This is a genomic window from Cupriavidus sp. R6-3, from assembly GCF_059772245.1.
The window spans coordinates 1-16783 of sequence record NZ_JCBAJO010000097.1 but is presented as its reverse complement, the minus strand read 5'-3'; the positions used below and the strand labels follow the sequence as shown (position 1 = coordinate 16783).

Annotated in this window: 18 protein-coding genes; 12 read left to right on the top strand and 6 right to left on the bottom strand. The window is 69.1% G+C overall.

Annotated features, from left to right (window positions below; translation table 11 throughout):
• Together AC6EI8_RS15580 and AC6EI8_RS15575 are read right to left on the bottom strand one after the other, a co-directional pair.
• On the bottom strand, positions 1-552 hold a 552-nt coding region (locus AC6EI8_RS15580; protein ID WP_498382321.1), incomplete at its 3' end, for a TetR/AcrR family transcriptional regulator.
• A gap of 291 nt (positions 553-843) precedes the next feature.
• Entirely contained in the window at positions 844-1260 is a 417-nt protein-coding gene (locus AC6EI8_RS15575) for a hypothetical protein (protein ID WP_498382319.1), read from the bottom strand.
• A gap of 520 nt (positions 1261-1780) precedes the next feature.
• Here AC6EI8_RS15575 and AC6EI8_RS15570 point away from each other — a divergent pair.
• From AC6EI8_RS15570 to AC6EI8_RS15560, 3 genes are all read left to right on the top strand, one after another.
• Complete coding sequence (locus AC6EI8_RS15570) at positions 1781-2131, top strand: hypothetical protein (protein ID WP_265634423.1); 351 nt, start codon at positions 1781-1783, stop codon at positions 2129-2131.
• 187 nt (positions 2132-2318) lie between these two features.
• Positions 2319-3050 carry an alpha/beta hydrolase gene (locus AC6EI8_RS15565; RefSeq protein WP_265635261.1) on the top strand — a complete coding sequence of 244 codons (732 nt, stop codon included), beginning with the start codon at positions 2319-2321 and terminating at the stop codon, positions 3048-3050.
• A 98-nt stretch (positions 3051-3148) separates the two neighbouring features.
• Complete coding sequence (locus AC6EI8_RS15560; protein ID WP_150083418.1) at positions 3149-3538, top strand: hypothetical protein; 390 nt, start codon at positions 3149-3151, stop codon at positions 3536-3538.
• A gap of 51 nt (positions 3539-3589) precedes the next feature.
• Here the strand turns inward: AC6EI8_RS15560 and AC6EI8_RS15555 are convergent, their stop codons facing one another.
• On the bottom strand, positions 3590-4777 hold the full coding sequence (locus tag AC6EI8_RS15555; protein WP_265634426.1) for an AGE family epimerase/isomerase: 1188 nt from the start codon (positions 4775-4777) through the stop codon (positions 3590-3592).
• A 149-nt stretch (positions 4778-4926) separates the two neighbouring features.
• Here AC6EI8_RS15555 and AC6EI8_RS15550 point away from each other — a divergent pair, with 149 nt between their 5' ends.
• Positions 4927-5166 (top strand): hypothetical protein, encoded by a 240-nt coding sequence (locus AC6EI8_RS15550; RefSeq protein ID WP_149318102.1) that lies wholly within the window; start codon positions 4927-4929, stop codon positions 5164-5166.
• A gap of 248 nt (positions 5167-5414) precedes the next feature.
• Positions 5415-5717 carry a hypothetical protein gene (locus AC6EI8_RS15545; protein WP_149318101.1) on the top strand — a complete coding sequence of 101 codons (303 nt, stop codon included), beginning with the start codon at positions 5415-5417 and terminating at the stop codon, positions 5715-5717.
• A gap of 45 nt (positions 5718-5762) precedes the next feature.
• Here the strand turns inward: AC6EI8_RS15545 and mdtD are convergent, their stop codons facing one another.
• Positions 5763-7211, bottom strand: a complete 1449-nt coding sequence (gene mdtD, locus AC6EI8_RS15540) for a multidrug transporter subunit MdtD (protein ID WP_226105263.1) — start codon at positions 7209-7211, stop codon at positions 5763-5765.
• A gap of 299 nt (positions 7212-7510) precedes the next feature.
• Here mdtD and AC6EI8_RS15535 point away from each other — a divergent pair, with 299 nt between their 5' ends.
• Positions 7511-8107 carry a lipocalin family protein gene (locus tag AC6EI8_RS15535; protein ID WP_498382318.1) on the top strand — a complete coding sequence of 199 codons (597 nt, stop codon included), beginning with the start codon at positions 7511-7513 and terminating at the stop codon, positions 8105-8107.
• Between the two features lie 72 nt (positions 8108-8179).
• On the opposite strand, the gene AC6EI8_RS15530 is transcribed toward AC6EI8_RS15535, so the two are convergent.
• Positions 8180-8518, bottom strand: a complete 339-nt coding sequence (locus tag AC6EI8_RS15530; protein WP_187829179.1) for a hypothetical protein — start codon at positions 8516-8518, stop codon at positions 8180-8182.
• Between the two features lie 292 nt (positions 8519-8810).
• Here AC6EI8_RS15530 and AC6EI8_RS15525 point away from each other — a divergent pair, with 292 nt between their 5' ends.
• Positions 8811-9284, top strand: coding sequence for a hypothetical protein (locus AC6EI8_RS15525; RefSeq protein WP_226105261.1), 474 nt, complete (start codon positions 8811-8813; stop codon positions 9282-9284).
• Positions 9285-9422: 138 nt separating this feature from the next.
• Here the strand turns inward: AC6EI8_RS15525 and hpnA are convergent, their stop codons facing one another.
• Positions 9423-10424, bottom strand: coding sequence for a hopanoid-associated sugar epimerase (hpnA, locus tag AC6EI8_RS15520; RefSeq protein WP_498382317.1), 1002 nt, complete (start codon positions 10422-10424; stop codon positions 9423-9425).
• A gap of 388 nt (positions 10425-10812) precedes the next feature.
• On the opposite strand from hpnA, the gene ispH reads away from it, so the two are divergent.
• The 5 genes from ispH (at position 10813) to hpnK (ending at position 16672) form a co-directional block, all read left to right on the top strand.
• The gene (gene ispH, locus AC6EI8_RS15515) at positions 10813-11748 is read left to right on the top strand and encodes a 4-hydroxy-3-methylbut-2-enyl diphosphate reductase (protein WP_498382316.1); all 936 of its coding nucleotides are present in this window, start codon (positions 10813-10815) and stop codon (positions 11746-11748) included.
• A 66-nt stretch (positions 11749-11814) separates the two neighbouring features.
• Positions 11815-13095, top strand: a complete 1281-nt coding sequence (gene hpnH / locus AC6EI8_RS15510; RefSeq protein WP_498382315.1) for an adenosyl-hopene transferase HpnH — start codon at positions 11815-11817, stop codon at positions 13093-13095.
• Between the two features lie 6 nt (positions 13096-13101).
• The gene (hpnI, locus tag AC6EI8_RS15505) at positions 13102-14298 is read left to right on the top strand and encodes a bacteriohopanetetrol glucosamine biosynthesis glycosyltransferase HpnI (RefSeq protein WP_498382314.1); all 1197 of its coding nucleotides are present in this window, start codon (positions 13102-13104) and stop codon (positions 14296-14298) included.
• A complete protein-coding gene (gene hpnJ / locus AC6EI8_RS15500; RefSeq protein WP_150083412.1) occupies positions 14295-15716 on the top strand; it encodes a hopanoid biosynthesis associated radical SAM protein HpnJ in 1422 nt (473 codons plus the stop codon). The genes hpnI and hpnJ overlap by 4 nt, the downstream gene beginning before the upstream one ends.
• A gap of 107 nt (positions 15717-15823) precedes the next feature.
• The gene (hpnK, locus tag AC6EI8_RS15495) at positions 15824-16672 is read left to right on the top strand and encodes a hopanoid biosynthesis-associated protein HpnK (RefSeq protein ID WP_226106266.1); all 849 of its coding nucleotides are present in this window, start codon (positions 15824-15826) and stop codon (positions 16670-16672) included.
• The last annotated feature ends 111 nt before the right edge of the window (positions 16673-16783 follow it).

The following is a 16783-nucleotide window of genomic DNA, read 5'->3' as shown; positions in this document are numbered from 1 at the left end:
GGCCAGCAGCATCTGCGCCGCGGCTTCCCAGCGCTCGGGCGAGCGGAACAGGCGTGCCGAGATCAGGCCGCTCTGCAGCGCGCCGAAGATCACCATCGCCAGTTCGGCGGCCGGGATCGGCTGGGCCGGTGCGCCTTCGGCACGGGCCTGTTCGATCATGCCGGTCAACAGGCGCTCGTGCAGCAGGAAGAAGTCCTTCAGCACCGCATGAACCGCTTCCGGCAGGCACTCGGTTTCGGTCGCCAGCATGCCGCACATGCAGATCTGGTCCGGATCGAGCTTGCGGCGCCAGCCATTCAGGTAGAGCTCGGCGCGTTCGAGCGGGCTCAGCGCCGGGTCGATATGGCTCAGTTCTTCGGCGATCCGGGCCGTGTATTGCCTGGTCGCTTCCAGCGCCAGGTCTTCCTTGCACGGGAAGTAATAGTGGATGCTGGACGTCTTGACGCCGACCAGGTCGGCGAGGTCGCGATAGCTGAACCCATTGAAACCGCGCCGGCGGATCAAGGCGAAGGTGTGGTCGAGCAGTTGCTCGCGGACGGATTGCGCTTTCATGACGCCACTTTATCTACCAACAGATAGGTTAGCAATGAGGGATAGCCCCGGATTGCCGGCATGCCTGCCGTCAAGCGTCATGCAAGATGCGAGCCATTGCCCGGCATCAAGCGGGCAACACTTGCGCGATCGCCGTGACGAGCCAACCACTTGCTCCGCAGAGCAACAGCCAACCGGACACAATCAGAACACTGTCGCGAATTCCCATGATCGACTCCTGAAAACAAGCCAAGCCGCGGTGCTGGCGGCCCGGCCACGATGAGCGCGCGGCGGGTTGCCCCGCCGCTCCCGTCAGGCGTGGGCGCCGTCGGTGTAGGTGTCCACGCTGCGCGCGCCGTCGGTGTACGAATCGAAGCGGCGCGACGGCGAGGCGGACACGCCGCTGCGATCCAGGCCGGCGCTGCGGAAGCTGTCGGTGAACGGATCGGTTTTGCCGACGCGGGCGCCTTCGGTGAACGGATCGAACTTGCCGGCACGCGCGCCTTCGCTGTAGACGTCGAACTTGCCGGCGCGGGCGCCCTCGCTGTAGACGTCGAACTTGCCCGTGCGCGCGCCCTCGCTGTACGGGTCGAACTTGCCGGTACGCAGTTCGTAGCCGTAGCGATCGGCCGGCACGCCGCCCGCGCTGGCGGCGGCAGCCTGGCCGGCAACGGTAGCGGCGGCGACGGTGGCGATGGCAATCAGGGTCTTGGCGAACTTGGCTTGCATGATGGTTCTCCTGGCTTCGGTGGGCGCGCAGGCAGGTGATAGTCCCTTGATTCCTGCGTCCGCCCTGGCAACGGGTGCATCGGCGCTTTTTCCGGCATCAGTATCTACTCGTAGATAGATAACCTCTGTCAAAAAAATAGCCTCGGCGGCTCGGTAATGCTGGTGGACCAGGAGTCCGTCGATTTCGTCAACGCACTGCGGGTTCCATGTCCTGCATGTTATCTACCGATAGATAGATAGTCAAGGAAAATATTAAGGCTCCCCGGATACGACCCGCATCCCCGAAGCGCCACGTGAAGCCAAGTTCATAAATCGGCGTGCCAAGGTGCGGCACATCGGACAATCTACCCTGCCCCGCCGCGATCCGACAATCCGTCATGGCGCGTGGTTGTGGGCGATCCGCGACGGATGCGGTGCGCCGCACATGGCCGAGGTGCATTGGCGTCTATATTGGATCGCATGGCCTGAGAGGTTTTTCGACCACAAGGATCATCGAATCCAGTACGGGAGGTACACCGCCATGCGTTCGCTTGCATCACTGTTCATTGCGCCCAGCCCGGAAAAGATCGCCGCCAAGGAGTTGCAGGACATGCGGCTCGCGCTGTTCCAGGCCGAGCGGCGCCTGCTGGAGGCGCAGATGCAGGTCGACTACTACCGCGACATGGTCGGCTTCCTGGAAGAGGTCGCCACCGCCGGAGTCGAACAGGTCGTCGACAAACGCCGCGCAAGCGAAGCCGCGGCTGCCGAACAGGCCGATCGGACCGAGGCCGCCGCCTCGCACACCGTGCCCGTTCCGTCGCAGACCGCCACGCAGCCCTCGCGCATCGCGCCTGGCCTGAGCACCGTGCCGATCGTGCCGTCCGCGGCCTGATCCCTTGCTGTCGGCGGCGCGCCCCGCGGCGGGCGCGCGCCGCTTCTGTGCGATACTGCGCAGCCGCGCTGCCCGGCGCCGTTGCATTTGCAAAGCGCGGATGCCGGCGATCCCTGAGGATGCGCACGCCATCCTTGCCGATGCCGTCCAGTCCTTCCCCAGCGCGCCGTCGACCCCGCGCCTTGCCATGACCGAAGCCTTCCACGCCGCTCAATCCGCCGCCGAATCCTCCGCCGACGCCCCGATCGAAATCGAAACCGCGCCGCAGCCACGCTTTGCCGTGATCTGGATGCATGGCCTGGGCGCCGACGGCGGCGATTTCGTGCCGGTGGTGCCAGAACTCGGCCTGCCGTCCGACGCAGCGGTGCGCTTCATCTTCCCGCACGCGCCGCTGATTCCGGTGACCTGCAACGGCGGCTATATCATGCGCGCCTGGTACGACATCGTTTCGCTCAACGATGCGCGCCGCCATGCCGACGAGAGCGGCATCCGCGCGTCGCGCGACACGATCCGCGCGCTGATCGCCCGCGAGAACGCGCGCGGCATCCCGAGTTCGCACATCGTGCTGGCGGGCTTCTCGCAGGGCGGCGCGATGGCGTATCTGGCCGGACTGACCCATCCCGAGCCGCTGGCCGGGATCATCGCGCTGTCCACCTATCTGGCCTCGCCCACGCTGCTCGACGCCGAGGCCGCGCCGGGCAACGCCGCGACGCCGATCTTCGCCGCGCACGGCGCGCAGGACGACGTCGTGCCGCTCGCGCTCGGCACGCAGGCGCGCGACCTGCTGCAGCAACGCGGCTATCCGCTGACGTGGCAGACCTATCCGATGCCGCATTCGGTCTGCCTCGAGGAGATCGCCGACATCGGCGTCTGGCTCGGCCAGCGCCTCGCCGCGGCCGGGGCCGGTTCGGCGGCTTGATGCCGTCCACCATGGCCTGACTGCGCCATTTCCGCTGGGCGGTCGCGTCCGTCGCGTCCGTCGCGTCTGCCCGCACGTGCCAATCCGATTCGTTTCCGATGTCAGCGATTCCCCCGCGTCCCCCTGCTCCCTCCGCTCCCCTGCTCGACTTCGATACGCGCAAGGCGCTGCTGTTCGCGCTGGCCGCCGAACGCCTGTCGGCCTACTACGAGCACGGCAAATGGATGACCGACGCTCAGGCCGCCACGCTGGCCGCCCAATGGCTGTCGCGCTCGCGCCTGCAACTGGCGCTGAGCGAGCGCCGGCTGCTGTCGGAACTGAGCGACCAGCTCGCACGCCAACTGGCGGAAACGCTGTCGCGCTCGGCGGGCCTCTACGCCGCGCATGAAATGATGGAATCGCTGGACCCGAACTATCAGTCTGCCTTCGCGCACGACATGCTCGACGAGTGCGAGCGGCTGCTGCGCGAGAACGGCGTGCAGGACTGAGCGGGCCGCGTTACTGCACGGAAACCACGGGCAGCACGGGCAGCACGGGGTTCAATCGGCGAGCTTGCGCAGCGCCTCGTAGGCGGTGGCCAGATGGTACGGCGTGGTCGAGGGCATCTCGTCGCGCAGCACCGCATCGTCCGGGCCGATGCATTCGTGCCAGCCGCGTGCATGCAGGAAACGGCCGGGGAAGGCGGCCAGCCACTGGGCCAGCGCGGCCCGGCCCTCGCCGTCGCCGCGCAGTGCCAGCGCGCGGGCGTATTCGGTCTGCGCCCAGATGCGCTGGGTCGCATCGATGATGCGTCCGTCCGCGTCGAGCGCCGCGGCTACGCCCTGCGTGCCAGGTGCCACCCCATGCCGCTGCGCGAAGGCACAGCCGCGCGTCAGCGACTCGGCCAGTTCGCACGCGCCGAACACCGACGGCGCCATTGCCAGCAGCGAATACCACTCGAACTGGTGGCCCGGCTCGATCCGGTTGTCGGCCGCGCCCAGCGGCAACTCGGCGATGCAGCCATTCGCCGGATCGACGAAGGTGCGCTGGACTCGCTGCGCGATCTCCCGCAGCCGCTGCGCGTACCACTGGTCCCCGGTGGCCTCGTGCGCGGCCAGATAGGCCTCGGTCAGATGCATCACCGGGTTCTGCAGTACCGCCTCGCGCTCGACGGTGAAGTCGCGCGCCAGCGCGGCGTGGTACAGGCCGTCCGGAATGCCGAATTTCGCCTCGATCAGCGCCACCGTGCCGTCCAGCACGTCGCGGGCATCCGCATTGCCGCTGCGGCGCCAGTACGCGGCGCAGGCGAACACGACGAAGGCGTGCGTGTACAGGTCCTTGCCGGTATCGAGCGGCGCGCCGTCGGCGTCGATGCTGTAGTACCAGCCCCCTTCCGGATCGGCGAACCGGCGGCGCAGCGCGGCGAACAGCGTATCGGCGTGGGCGAGGCCGCCCGGCTGCCGCGAAAACACGTAGAGCTGCCGCGCGCAGGCCATCGCCCGAAAGCGTTGCACCGGCAGCGGGCTGGCATCGCGCCCCGCCAGGGCCTCGTAGGGCAGCCCGATGGATTCGTGCCAGCCGGCGCCGGTCCACAGCGGCAACACGGTGGTGTCGTAGTGCGCCAGCAGCGCGGCGATGCCATCGCCAAGGCCTCGGGCGGTCCCGCCGGAGGGGGTGGCGGAAGCGGCGGAGGAAGCGGCGGAGGAAGTGGCGGAGGAAGCGGCGGCAGAGGAAGAAATGCGGCTCATCGAGGCAGAGGGATCGGCGGCGGGCACGGGCAAGCGCAGAAGATACTGTAAATGCCCACGAAACAAAAGCGGCGTCCTCACTGTGCCACCGGCCCGAAATCCCCGCGTCCAACTGCTAGGATGAATCGAGGTAGCAAGGGGAACCCGCCATGCCGAACACATCCCTGTCCCTGTCGGACCAGCACCGCACCGTGGTGCTGCACGTGATCGAGCTGCAGCCGCAGGCCTACACCTGGCAGATGGTGCTCGAGGAACACTGCGGCAGCGCCGACTGCGACTGCATCATCGAGGCCCACGCCGAGTGGCCCACGCAGGCGGAGGCGCAAGCGGCCGGCTGGGCCGAATGCAACCGGCTGCTGAACGGTCCCCGCATCGCCACGGAGCACTGAGTCCGGGCGCCGGCGCTTGCACGCCGGCCGATATGCACTACCCTGAAGGCGTCGGGCCTTTCGCCCGGCACGGGTCTGCTGCGCGCTCGCAACCTGGCTTGACGGCACCTTGCCGGCAGGGCGCAGACGCCGTCGGCGTCTCACTGGACCCGATCCGACCGACTCTCACCACGACGGGAGAACCCCACTCGCCACCGGCGCCACGGCGCACCGGCAAGAGAGGCTGTTCCGCTCGCAGGGAGACCGCCATGGAAAAGCCAGTGATCAGTCCGCGCCGCTTTGTCGAGATGGTCAATGCGCGGCTGCCGAGCCATCCGCTGTATCGCGAGGGCATGCACGTGTATGCGGTACCGCGCGATGCCGAGCGTCCGCGCAGCCTGGTCTGCGTGGGGCCGAAGGGCACGGTGGGCGTCTGTACCGCGATCGAAACCATCGTGCGCAACGAGTTCGATGTCGAGCCCGACATCCCGCGCGAGTGGCATCACGACATCCCGCCCTGCGCGCCCAACATCCGCCGCGCGCATCTCCCCGCGCAGGCGCGCCAATCCTGAACGGCGGCGGACGAACCCGGCGCCGTTCCTGGCCGGTCCGCGGCCTCAGACCTCCGCCGCTTCCGCCGTCTCGCGCGTTTCCCTGGTGGCCTGGCCCGTCCCGGTATCGTCCTCGGGCGTCAGCTGCATGAAGATCCAGGCCGACGCCGACGTAATCAGCCCCACGCAGACGAAGGTCGCATGGAACGCCGGCAGCGGCCCGGCCTGCGCATGCTCCTGCAAGACGCGGTTGAAGGTCCCCAGCAAGGCGCCGGCGGACGTGACCGCCAGGCTCATCGCCAGCATCTGCACCATCGACAGCAGGCTGTTGCCGCCGCTGGCGCTGGCACCGCCGAGATCCTTCAGCGTGACTGTATTCATCGCGGTGAACTGGATCGAATTGACGGCGCCGAACAGCGCCAGCTGGCACAGCACCAGGGGCAGCGGCAAGGTCGGCGAAATCAGCCCGAACGAGGCGATCACCAGCCCGACCACGAAGGTATTGGTCACCAGCACCCGGCGATAGCCGTGCCGCTCGATCAGGCGGGTCGCCAGCCGCTTGGACAGCATGCCGGCCGCGGTGACGGGCAACATCATCAGGCCCGCGTACAGCGGCGAATAGCCCAGGCACACCTGCAGCGTCAGCGGGATCAGGAACGGCATCGCGCCATTGCCGATGCGCGCGAACAGATTGCCGAGCAGGCCCACGCTGAAGCTGTGGATGCGGAACAGCGTCAGCGGAAACAGCGGCTGCGTGCGCCGCGCCGCGTGCAGGGCATAGGCGGTCAGCGCGGCCAGGCTCGCGATCAGCAGCATCAGCACGGTGGCGTGCTCGAAGCCGAAGTCGGCCAGGCCGTCGAGCGCGAACGAGATCGTCACCATTGCGGTGGCGAGGAAGGCGTAACCGGCGACGTCGAAACGGCCCGTCTCGGGCAGACGGCTGTTCGGCATGTAGCGCAGCGTGGCCAGGCCACCGAGCAGCCCGACCGGCACGTTGATCAGGAAGATCCAGTGCCACGACAGCGCCTGGGTCAACCAGCCGCCCAGCGTCGGCCCGATCAGCGGCCCGATCATGCCGGGAATCGCGACGAAGCTCAGCGCCTGCAGGAACTGCTCGCGCGGAAAAGTCCGCAGCACCGCCAGCCGCCCGACCGGCAGCAGCATCGCGCCGCCGACGCCCTGCACCACGCGCGCCGCGACCAGGAAGGGCAGGCTCTGCGCATAGGCGCACAGCAGCGATCCGAGCACGAACAGCGCGATCGCCAGCTGGAAGATCCGCCGCGTGCCGAAGCGGTCGGCCAGCCAGCCCGACGCCGGGATGATCACGGCCATCGTCAGCGAATACGCGATGATCACGGACTGCATCCGCAGCGGACTTTCGCCGAGGCTGGCCGCCATCGCGGGCAGCGCGGTATTGACGATGGTGCTGTCCAGCGTCTGCATGAAGAAGCCGACCGCGACGACCCACAACATCACCTTGCGCGTGCGCGCGTCGCTGTCCGGGGTGGGCGTCATGCGGCTGTCAATCCATGGAGACAAATCAATACGGCACGATACGCCACATCATCGCGATACGACAAGACCGGGAGCCGGCCCGTTCGGACGCATGGGTCCCGGCGCATCGGTCTGGCCGCATCGGTCTGGCCGCATAGGTCTGGCCGCATCGGTCTGGCCGCATAGGTCGGGCTGCATAGGTCGGGCTGCATAGGCTCTGGCGCGTAGGACGCGGACCGATGCCGCCCGCCTTCATCGCTGCCTAGACTGGCCGATAACTGGCCAAACACCTGGCCCGACGGCATCCCGAGGAGGCAGACATGAACAAGGCTCGCATGACCACGCTGGCCACGCTCGCCGGCGTCGCCAGCGTCGGTGCGGCACTGCTGCTGGCCGCGCGCTCGCGCGAACCCGTGCGCAATCCGCATGTGCCCGAGCCGGACAAGGACGTGGAACTGGACCCCTACCTGGGCCGCTGGTACGAGATGGCGCGCTACGACAACCACTTCGAGCAGGGCGCCGACGCGGTCACCGCGGAGTACAGCCTGCGGCCGGACGGGCTGATCGACATCGTCAACCGCGCCGGCCGCGACGCGACCGGCAAGCCCCGCATCTCGCGCGGCAAGGCGCGCGTCGTGCCGGACAGCCGCAACGCCAAGTTCAAGGTGTCGTTCTTCGGACCGTTCTACGTCGGCGACTACTGGATCCTGGACCACGCCGAGGACTACAGCTGGTCGATCGTGGGCGAGCCGTCAGGGCGCTACCTGTGGATCCTGACGCGGGCGCGCGATCCCGAGCCGGCGCTGCGCTCGCAATTGCTGCATCGGGTCGCGGAGCTGGGCTACGGCGTCGACGCGCTGCGCATGACCGAACACGCAATACTGCAGGAGGCGCCGGCGCCCGCCGCGCCGGCCTGAGGAGGCCGGGCCGCCGAAGCGGCCAAGGCGGATGATGTCCCTCAAGCCGGTACGGCAAGGCCCGGCCCCGGCTCAGTGCCAGTGGCGATGATCGCGCCAGCGCGCCTCGCGATAGCCGTCGTGGCGGTGCCAGCCGCGCGCATAGCCATACGGCGGGCCGTAACGGACGGGCGCGGGAGCGACCACCACCGGGCGCGGCGCCACCACCACGGGCGCGGGGGCGTAGGCCACCGGGGCCGGCGCATAGACGGGCGCCGGGGCATAGACCGGAGCCGGCCGGTAGACCGGTGCCGGCGCCACCACCACGCCGGGCACGCCGACGCCGATATGGATGTCCACCCCGGCATGCGCCGCGGCGCTGGCTGCCAGCATGGCACCGCCCACAGCGACCATTGCGAGAATCCGTTTCATGGTTGTCCCCCTGAGGAGCCGTTGAACATGGCCGTACTGTATGCGGCGGCGCCGTAATATTGGCCGCGCGAACTGTTGCATTTGTGACGCTGTATTACGGCTGCAGGCGCGTCCCCGCGGCCCCCGAGGGGTCCTGAGGGCCTCGTGCCCGTCTCGCAGGGGCCGCGCAGGCCCGCCGACTCTTGCGAGATCGGCAAGAAAGCGGAAAAGGCTTCGGCACATTGCCGGCAAGGCGAGAACAAACCCGGCATTCGCATCGTCAAACTGCTATCCCCGTCACAGGAGAACATCGATGAAGACACTGACTCTTGCATCCGAATCGTCCTGCCCTGGCCATTCCGGCCGTTTCGATCCTCCCCGCCAGTCTCGTCTTTCCCGCCGCCTTGCCGGGCTCGGCGCCGCCGCGCTCGGTGCGCTGGCCCTGAGCGTCCCGGCCCTGGCCGCGGACCTGACGCCGCAGACCGCGGGGCCCTTTACCTATGTGTGCGGCGGCGTCGCCGAAGACGAGCAACAAGCGATGCGCGCCGAGGCCCGCAACTACGACATGGGCCTGCTGATGACCGAAGGCCCGCGCGGCGAATATCTGTCCGATGTCGATATCACGCTGTCGCGCGGCGGCAAGCAGGTCGCGAACTTCCGCTCCACCGGACCGCGCTGCCTGATCAAGGGTCCGAAGGGCACCTACCAGGTCACCGCGGACTATCAGGGCAACACCAAGCGCACCACGCTGAGCGCGGGCCAGCGCAACAAGCAGCTGCGCTGGTAAGTCCCTGGGTTGGCAAGTGAGTTGGTAAGTCACTGCTTCGGTAAGCCCGCCCACATCCAGCGTTGATCGTGAGCGTTGATTGTCGATCGGCGGCCTGCGGGCCGCCGATGCATTTGCGCGCCCGCCCGGTCTCGGCCATCAGCGCAGATACCCCGCCCCACGGAACCACTCCACCGCATCGCGCAGCCCTTCCCGATACGGCCGCGGCCGGTAGTCCAGTTCCGCGCGCGCCTTGTCCGAGCTGAAGTACATGCGGTAGCGCGACATCGCCAGCCCGTCCACCGTCAGCAGCGGCTCGGTGCCGCGCCGCCGCGCGATCGCCTCGGACAGATACGCGAGCGGGATCAGCGGCCAGCGCGGCAGCGGCACCAGCGGGCCGCGGCGGCCGGTCAGCTCGGCGATATCGCGCAGCATCTGCCGCAGCGGCACGTCCTCGCCGCCGAGGATATAGCGCTCGCCGATGCGTCCGCGTTCAAGCGCGAGCCAATGCCCTTCCGCCACATCGTCGACATGCGCGAGATTGAGCCCGGTATCGACGAAGGCGGGAATGCGCCCGCTGGCCGCTTCGACAATCACCCGGCCGGTCGGCGTCGGCCGGATGTCGCGCGGCCCGATCGGGGTCGAAGGCTGGACGATCACGGCCGGCAGGCCCGCGGCGATCTCGCGCTCGACGGCGCGCTCGGCCAGCACCTTGCTGCGCTTGTAGGCCCCGATCGCCTGCTGCGGCGACAGCGTGGCAGTCTCGGTGACCGGCGCGGTCGCGCCCTGCACGCGCAGCGTGGCGACGCTGCTGGTATAGACGACCTTCTCGACGCCGCAGCGCCGGGCCGCGCCCATCATGGTCTCGGCACCGACCACATTGGTGCGGACGATGGCCTCGGGCTCGGGCGCCCACAGCCGGTAGTCGGCCGCCACATGGAACAGATAGCGGACCCCGCGCATCGCGCGCTCGACCGCCTTCGGATCGCACATATCGCCTTCGACGATACGCACCGGCAGGCCCTCCAGATTGCCCCGCGGGCTGCCGGCGCGGACCAGCACGCGCACGCGCCAGCCGCGCGCGAGTCCTTGCCGTGCCACCGCGGAGCCGAGAAAGCCCGATGCCCCGGTGACCAGAATGTCGTCGTCGATGCTTTCCATCGGCTCTCCATGGTGCTGTCCTGCGCGCTGTCTTTTCGCACGGTCTGTCGCGCGGTGCTTCGTCCGGCGGGACTGCCTGGGTGTGCCAGACCTGCGCCGAACCTGCTTCCAACTGTGCCGGACGTGTGTCGGACGCGTGCCGGACCTCCGCCGGACCTCCGCCGGACCTGCCCCGGGCCGGCCGGGCAAAGCCGCCGACGCGGGTATATAGTAACCACCGTGCGACGGGAAGCGCTTCCCGCACACCGGACAAGGCGCCGGCTCCACGGCGGCTTGCCGGCAACGCTGCGTCAAGACCCGGCGTCAAGGCCCGGCGTCAAGGGCCCGGTGTCAAGGGCCCGGTGTCAAGGCGCGGTGTCCAGGTTGTATTGCCAGGGGGAACGTCTCCATGCGGGTGATTCTGGCTCAGCCGCGCGGCTTCTGCGCGGGCGTGGTAAGAGCGATCGAGATCGTCGATCGCGCGCTGGTCAAGCACGGCGCGCCGGTCTACGTACGCCACGAAATCGTCCACAACCGCCATGTGGTCGACACCCTGCGCGACAAGGGCGCGCGTTTCGTCGAGGAACTCGACGAGGTGCCGGCCGACGCGGTCACGATCTTCAGCGCGCACGGCGTCGCGCGCAGCGTCGAGCGGGAAGCCCAAGCGCGCCAGCTGCATGCGATCGACGCGACCTGCCCGCTCGTCATCAAGGTCCATAACCAGGGCAGGCAATACGCGGCCAGCGGCCGCATCGTCATCCTGATCGGCCATGCCGGCCATCCCGAGGTAGTCGGCACGATGGGCCAGATCCCCGGCCGCGTGATCCTCGTGCAGAACGAGGCCGAGGTCGCGCAGCTCGATCTGGCCGCCGGCACGCCGCTTGCCTATGTCACGCAGACCACGCTGAGCGTCGACGATACACGCGGCATCATCGCCGCGCTGGAACGGCGCTTCCACGATCTGGTCGGACCCGATACGCGCGACATCTGCTATGCCACGCAGAATCGCCAGAGCGCGGTGCGCGAGCTGGCCACGCAGGTCGACGTGCTGCTGGTGATCGGCGCGCCCAACAGTTCGAATTCCAACCGCCTGCGCGAGATCGGTACCGAGAGCGGCGTGCCGTCGTTTCTGATCGCCGATGGCAGCGAGCTCGACCCGGCCTGGGTGCGCGATGCCGCCGTGGTCGGCATCACGGCCGGGGCGTCCGCGCCCGAAGCGATGGTCGAGGACGTGCTGGCCGCGCTGCGCCGGCTGGGGCCGGTCGAAGTCAGCACGATGACAGGCCGCGAGGAAACCGCGCAATTCCGTCTGCCCGCCGAGCTGGCCGGCGTCACCGTGGCCTGAAGCCGCCGGGCGAAGCGCGATCCCGCCCAGGCATCCATCCACCCACATCGAAGGAGGAAGCGCGCCTTGGCCATCCCCCTGCTCCAGGTTGCCCGCGTGGGCGCCTATGTGGTCCGCCAGCGGCTGGCCGGCCGCCAGCGCTATCCGCTCGCGCTGATGCTCGAGCCGCTGTTCCGCTGCAATCTGGCCTGCGCCGGCTGCGGCAAGATCGACTATCCCGAACCCATCCTGAACCAGCGCCTGTCGCTCGACGAGTGCCTGGCGGCGGTCGACGAATGCGGGGCGCCGGTGGTCTCGATCGCCGGCGGCGAGCCGCTGCTGCACAAGGAGATGCCGGCCATCGTCGAAGGCATCGTCGCGCGCCGCAAGTTCGTCTACCTGTGCACCAACGCGCTGCTGATGGAGAAGAAGCTCGACGCCTACCGGCCGAGCCCCTACTTCGTCTGGTCCGTGCATCTGGACGGCGATCCCGAGATGCACGACCGCGCGGTCTGCCAGCCCGGCGTCTACGCGCGCGCGGTGGCCGCGATCCGCGCCGCCAAGCAGCGCGGCTTTCGCGTCAACATCAACTGCACGCTGTTCAACGATGCCGACCCGGAGCGCGTGGCCCGTTTCTTCGACTCGGTCAAGGCGATGGGCGTGGACGGCATCACCGTCTCGCCCGGCTATGCCTACGAGCGCGCGCCCGACCAGCAGCACTTCCTGCATCGTGGCAAGACGCGCCAGTTGTTCCGCGACATCCTCGCGCGCGGCCGGCGCGGGCGGCAGTGGGCCTTCAGCCAGTCGACGCTGTTCCTCGATTTTCTTGCAGGCAACCAGACCTACCGCTGCACGCCCTGGGGCAATCCGGCGCGCACGGTATTCGGCTGGCAGCGTCCGTGCTATCTGCTCGGCGAAGGCTATGCGGCGACGTTTCGCGAGCTGATGGAGGACACCGACTGGGACGCTTATGGCACCGGCAACTACGAGAAATGCGCCAACTGCATGGTGCACAGCGGCTATGAGGCCACCGCGGTGGCCGATACCGTCGCGCATCCGCTGAAGGCGATGCGCGTCGCGCTGCGCGGCGTGCGCACCGACGGCCCGATGGCGCCCGATATTGCGCTGGACGGCCAGCGGCCGGCCGAGTACGTGTTCTCGCGCCATGTCGAGATCAAGCTCGAGCAGATCCGGCGCCGCGCCGCCGGCCCGGCCGATTCCACCGCCGATTCCACCGCCGATTCCACCGCCGATTCTGCGGATTCTGCTGCGAATTCTGCGGATTCCGCCGGTTCGGCCGACGCCCCCGACACCGCCGGTTCCATCCACGCCCCGAAGCCGGACCGGCGGGCCACGGCGCTGCATTGAACGCGCATGGACTGGGTCAGACTGGCCGGCGGCGTCCTGACCGTGCTGGCATCGGGCTATGCGGCGGCGGCCTGGTGGGCCAGCCGCCGTCCCCTGCCCGCACCCGCCGTACAAGGCGATGACGGCCTCGCACCGGTGACGGTACTCAAGCCGCTGTGCGGCGACGAGCCGCGCCTGTACCGCAATCTCGCCAGCTTCTGCCGGCAGCGCCATCCCTGCTTCCAGCTGGTGTTCGGCGTGTGGGAGCCCGACGATGCGGCGCTGGCCGTGGTCGAGCGTTTGCGTCGGGCGTTCCCCGGCTGCGATATCGCCGTGGCGATCGGCGCGCATCGGACCGCGCCGGCGCTGCCGACCGTCAACCCGAAGGTCGCCAGCCTGCTGGCGATGCTGCCGCTGGCGCGCCACGAGCGGCTGGTGATCGCGGACAGCGATATCGCGGTGCGTGCCGACTATCTGCGGCGCGTCACGGCGCCGCTGGCCGACCCGCGCGTCGGCATCGTGACCTGCCTGTATCGCGGCCGGCCGCTGTGGGGCATCTGGGCGCGGCTGGGGGCGCAATTCATCGACGAGTGGTTCGTTCCCGCGGTGCGCGTCGCGCATGCGGGAGGCAGCCAGCGCTTCGGCTTCGGCGCGACCATCGCGTTGCGGCGCGAGGCGCTGCTGCGGATCGGCGGCTTCGCGGCCCTGGCCGACCGGCTCGCCGACGACTACTGGCTCGGCGAGCTGACCCGCCGGCAAGGGCTGCGCACCGTGCTGTCCGAGGTCGTGGTCGGCACCGATATCGCGGAAACCACGCCGCGCGCGCTGTGGTCTCACGAACTGCGCTGGCTGCGTACGCTGCGCGCGCTCGATCCCGCCGGCTTCGCCCTGGTCTTCCTGACCTTTACCTGGCCGATGCTGGTGATCGGGCTGCTGCTGGCGTCCTCGCGCGCGCTCGCTCTCGTGGCGGTGCTCGGGGCGATGGCCCGGACGCTGCGTTGCCGCGATGCGGGCGCGGCGCTGCGCGCGCCCTTGCGCGATACGCTGCTGCTGCTCGAATGGACGGTGGCGATGGCCGGCCGGCAGGTGCGCTGGCGCGGTACGCGCCTTGCCATCCAATGGACGCGCGATGGGGTCGCGAGCGCGGCAGTCGGCGCAAGCCCGCCCCGCTCCCACGATCGCGCCGACATGCAGCCCCCTTCCGTCTCCCGGAGGACCCGATGAAGACCCTGTTCCTGCAAGCGCCCTCCTTCGACGGCTTCGACGGTGGCGCCGGCTCGCGCTATCAGGCCAGGCGCGAGATCCGCTCGTTCTGGTATCCGACCTGGCTGGCGCAACCGGCGGCGCTGGTACCCGGCAGCCGCCTGCTCGATGCGCCGGCCGACGGCTTGAGCCTCGAACAGACGCTGGCCATCGCCAGCGAATACGAACTGGTGATCGTGCATACCAGCACGCCGTCGTTCCCGGCCGACGTGCGTTTCGCGCAGGCGCTGAAGGCCAGCTATCCGACCATCCGGCTCGGCATGGTCGGCGCCAAGGCCGCGGTCGATCCCGGCGGCACGCTGGCCGCCAGCGAGGCGATCGACTTCGTCTGCCGCGAGGAATTCGACTACACGTGCCGCGACGTCGCCGCCGGCATCCCGCTGCCGCGGATCGCCGGGCTCAGCTACCGGGCGGCCGACGGCACCATCGAACACAACCCGCCGCGGCCGATGATCGAGGACATGGACGCGCTGCCCTTCGTCGCCCCGGTCTACCGGCGCGACCTGAACATTCGCAACTACTTCATCGGCTATCTGCTGCACCCCTATGTATCGATCTACACCGGCCGCGGCTGCCGCTCGCGCTGCACGTTCTGCCTGTGGCCGCAGACGGTCGGCGGCCATCGCTACCGCGTGCGCTCGCCGGAGAACGTGCTGGCCGAGGTCGAATGGATCCGCCGCAATATGCCGGAGGTGCGCGAGATCATGTTCGACGACGACACCTTCACCGACTTCAAGCCGCGCGTGGAGGAGATCGCGCGCGGGCTCGGCAAGCTGGGCGTGACATGGTCGTGCAATGCCAAGGCCAACGTCCCCTACAGCACGCTGAAGATCATGAAGGACAACGGCCTGCGCCTGCTGCTGGTCGGCTATGAATCGGGCGACGACCAGATCCTGCTGAACATCAGGAAGGGCCTGCGCACCGATATCGCGCGGCGCTTCACCGAGGACTGCCGCAAGCTCGGCATCACGATCCACGGCACCTTCATCCTCGGCCTGCCGGGCGAGACGCGCGAGACCATCGAGAAGACCATCGCCTTCGCGCAGGAGATCAATCCGCATACGATCCAGGTCTCGCTGGCCGCGCCCTACCCCGGCACCGCGCTGTACCGGCAGGCGCTCGACAACGGCTGGCTGGCCGACGACAAGGTGATCCCGCTGGTCAACGACCGCGGCGTGCAGCTGGCGGCGATCAGTTACCCGCATCTGTCGCGCGACGAGATCTATCACGGCGTCGAGACCTTCTACCGCCGCTTCTACTTCCGGCCGTCCAAGATCTGGGAGATCACCCGCGAAATGATGGGCAGCTGGGAAATGACGCGGCGCCGGCTGCGCGAAGGCGTCGAATTCTTCCGCTTCCTGCATACCCACGAGGCGTGATCCTGCCGATCCCGACCACCACCGCGACCGTCAACGCGACCACCAAGGCGACCGCTGACGCGACCACGGCCGCAGGGCCGGCGACGGGCCGTACGCGGCCACGCGCGCTGATCGTGACCGCCGACGACTTCGGCCTGCATCCGGCCGTCAACGAGGGAGTCGAGCTGGCTCACCGGCATGGCGTGCTCGACGCCGCCAGCCTGATGGTCGGCGCACCGGCCGCCGCCGATGCGGTATCGCGCGCGCACCGGCTGCCGCGGCTGCGCGTGGGCCTGCATCTGGTGCTGGCCGACGGTCCGTCGGTGCTGCCGCCGGCCGCCATTCCCGACCTCGTCGACGCCGAGGGCCGCTTCGGCTCGGCGATGGCGCGCGACGGCCTGCGCTTCTTCCTGTCCGATGCGGTGCGCCGCCAGCTGGCCGCGGAGATCCGCGCGCAGTTCGCCGCCTTCGCCGCGACCGGCCTGGCACTCGATCACGTCAATACGCACAAGCATTTCCATCTGCATCCGACCGTGCTGTCGCTGATCCTCGCGATCGGCCGCGATTACGGCCTGCGCGCGATGCGGCTGCCGCGGGAGACGGGCGCGCCATGGTGGCTGCGCCCGTGGCTCGCGCTGCTGCGCCGGCGCCTCGATGCCGCCGGCATCGCCCACAACGACCATGTGATCGGCATCGCCCGCAGCGGCGCGATGGACGAGGACGCCGTGCTGGCCGCCTTGCGCACGCTGCCGCCCGGCGTGGTCGAGCTCTATCTGCATCCGGCGACGGAATCCGGCGAACGGATCGCGCCGTCGATGCGCGGCTACCGCCATGCCGACGAACTGGCCGCGCTGCTGTCGCCGCGCGTACGCACCGCGCTGGAGCAGGTGGCGCCGCGGCGCGGCGGCTTCGCCGATCAGTTGCCCGCGCGCATCGGCGACGACGGCTCCTGTGCCTCGCCGGGGTGGCGGCGATGAAGCGGCTCGGACTGCTGGCCGGCCTGATCGGGCTGATCGCGCTGGGCGCGCTGATCGTGCATCAGGGCGTGGGACAGATCGCCAACACCGTCGCCCGCGCCGGCTGGCCGC

Coding starts and splice junctions, on each gene's coding strand:
- AC6EI8_RS15575 (WP_498382319.1), bottom strand. CDS start 1,260: ATGCAAGCCAAGTTCGCCAAGACCCTGATTGCCATCGCCACCGTCGCC.
- AC6EI8_RS15570 (WP_265634423.1), top strand. CDS start 1,781: ATGCGTTCGCTTGCATCACTGTTCATTGCGCCCAGCCCGGAAAAGATC.
- AC6EI8_RS15565 (WP_265635261.1), top strand. CDS start 2,319: ATGACCGAAGCCTTCCACGCCGCTCAATCCGCCGCCGAATCCTCCGCC.
- AC6EI8_RS15560 (WP_150083418.1), top strand. CDS start 3,149: ATGTCAGCGATTCCCCCGCGTCCCCCTGCTCCCTCCGCTCCCCTGCTC.
- AC6EI8_RS15555 (WP_265634426.1), bottom strand. CDS start 4,777: ATGAGCCGCATTTCTTCCTCTGCCGCCGCTTCCTCCGCCACTTCCTCC.
- AC6EI8_RS15550 (WP_149318102.1), top strand. CDS start 4,927: ATGCCGAACACATCCCTGTCCCTGTCGGACCAGCACCGCACCGTGGTG.
- AC6EI8_RS15545 (WP_149318101.1), top strand. CDS start 5,415: ATGGAAAAGCCAGTGATCAGTCCGCGCCGCTTTGTCGAGATGGTCAAT.
- mdtD (WP_226105263.1), bottom strand. CDS start 7,211: ATGACGCCCACCCCGGACAGCGACGCGCGCACGCGCAAGGTGATGTTG.
- AC6EI8_RS15535 (WP_498382318.1), top strand. CDS start 7,511: ATGAACAAGGCTCGCATGACCACGCTGGCCACGCTCGCCGGCGTCGCC.
- AC6EI8_RS15530 (WP_187829179.1), bottom strand. CDS start 8,518: ATGAAACGGATTCTCGCAATGGTCGCTGTGGGCGGTGCCATGCTGGCA.
- AC6EI8_RS15525 (WP_226105261.1), top strand. CDS start 8,811: ATGAAGACACTGACTCTTGCATCCGAATCGTCCTGCCCTGGCCATTCC.
- hpnA (WP_498382317.1), bottom strand. CDS start 10,424: ATGGAAAGCATCGACGACGACATTCTGGTCACCGGGGCATCGGGCTTT.
- ispH (WP_498382316.1), top strand. CDS start 10,813: ATGCGGGTGATTCTGGCTCAGCCGCGCGGCTTCTGCGCGGGCGTGGTA.
- hpnI (WP_498382314.1), top strand. CDS start 13,102: ATGGACTGGGTCAGACTGGCCGGCGGCGTCCTGACCGTGCTGGCATCG.
- hpnJ (WP_150083412.1), top strand. CDS start 14,295: ATGAAGACCCTGTTCCTGCAAGCGCCCTCCTTCGACGGCTTCGACGGT.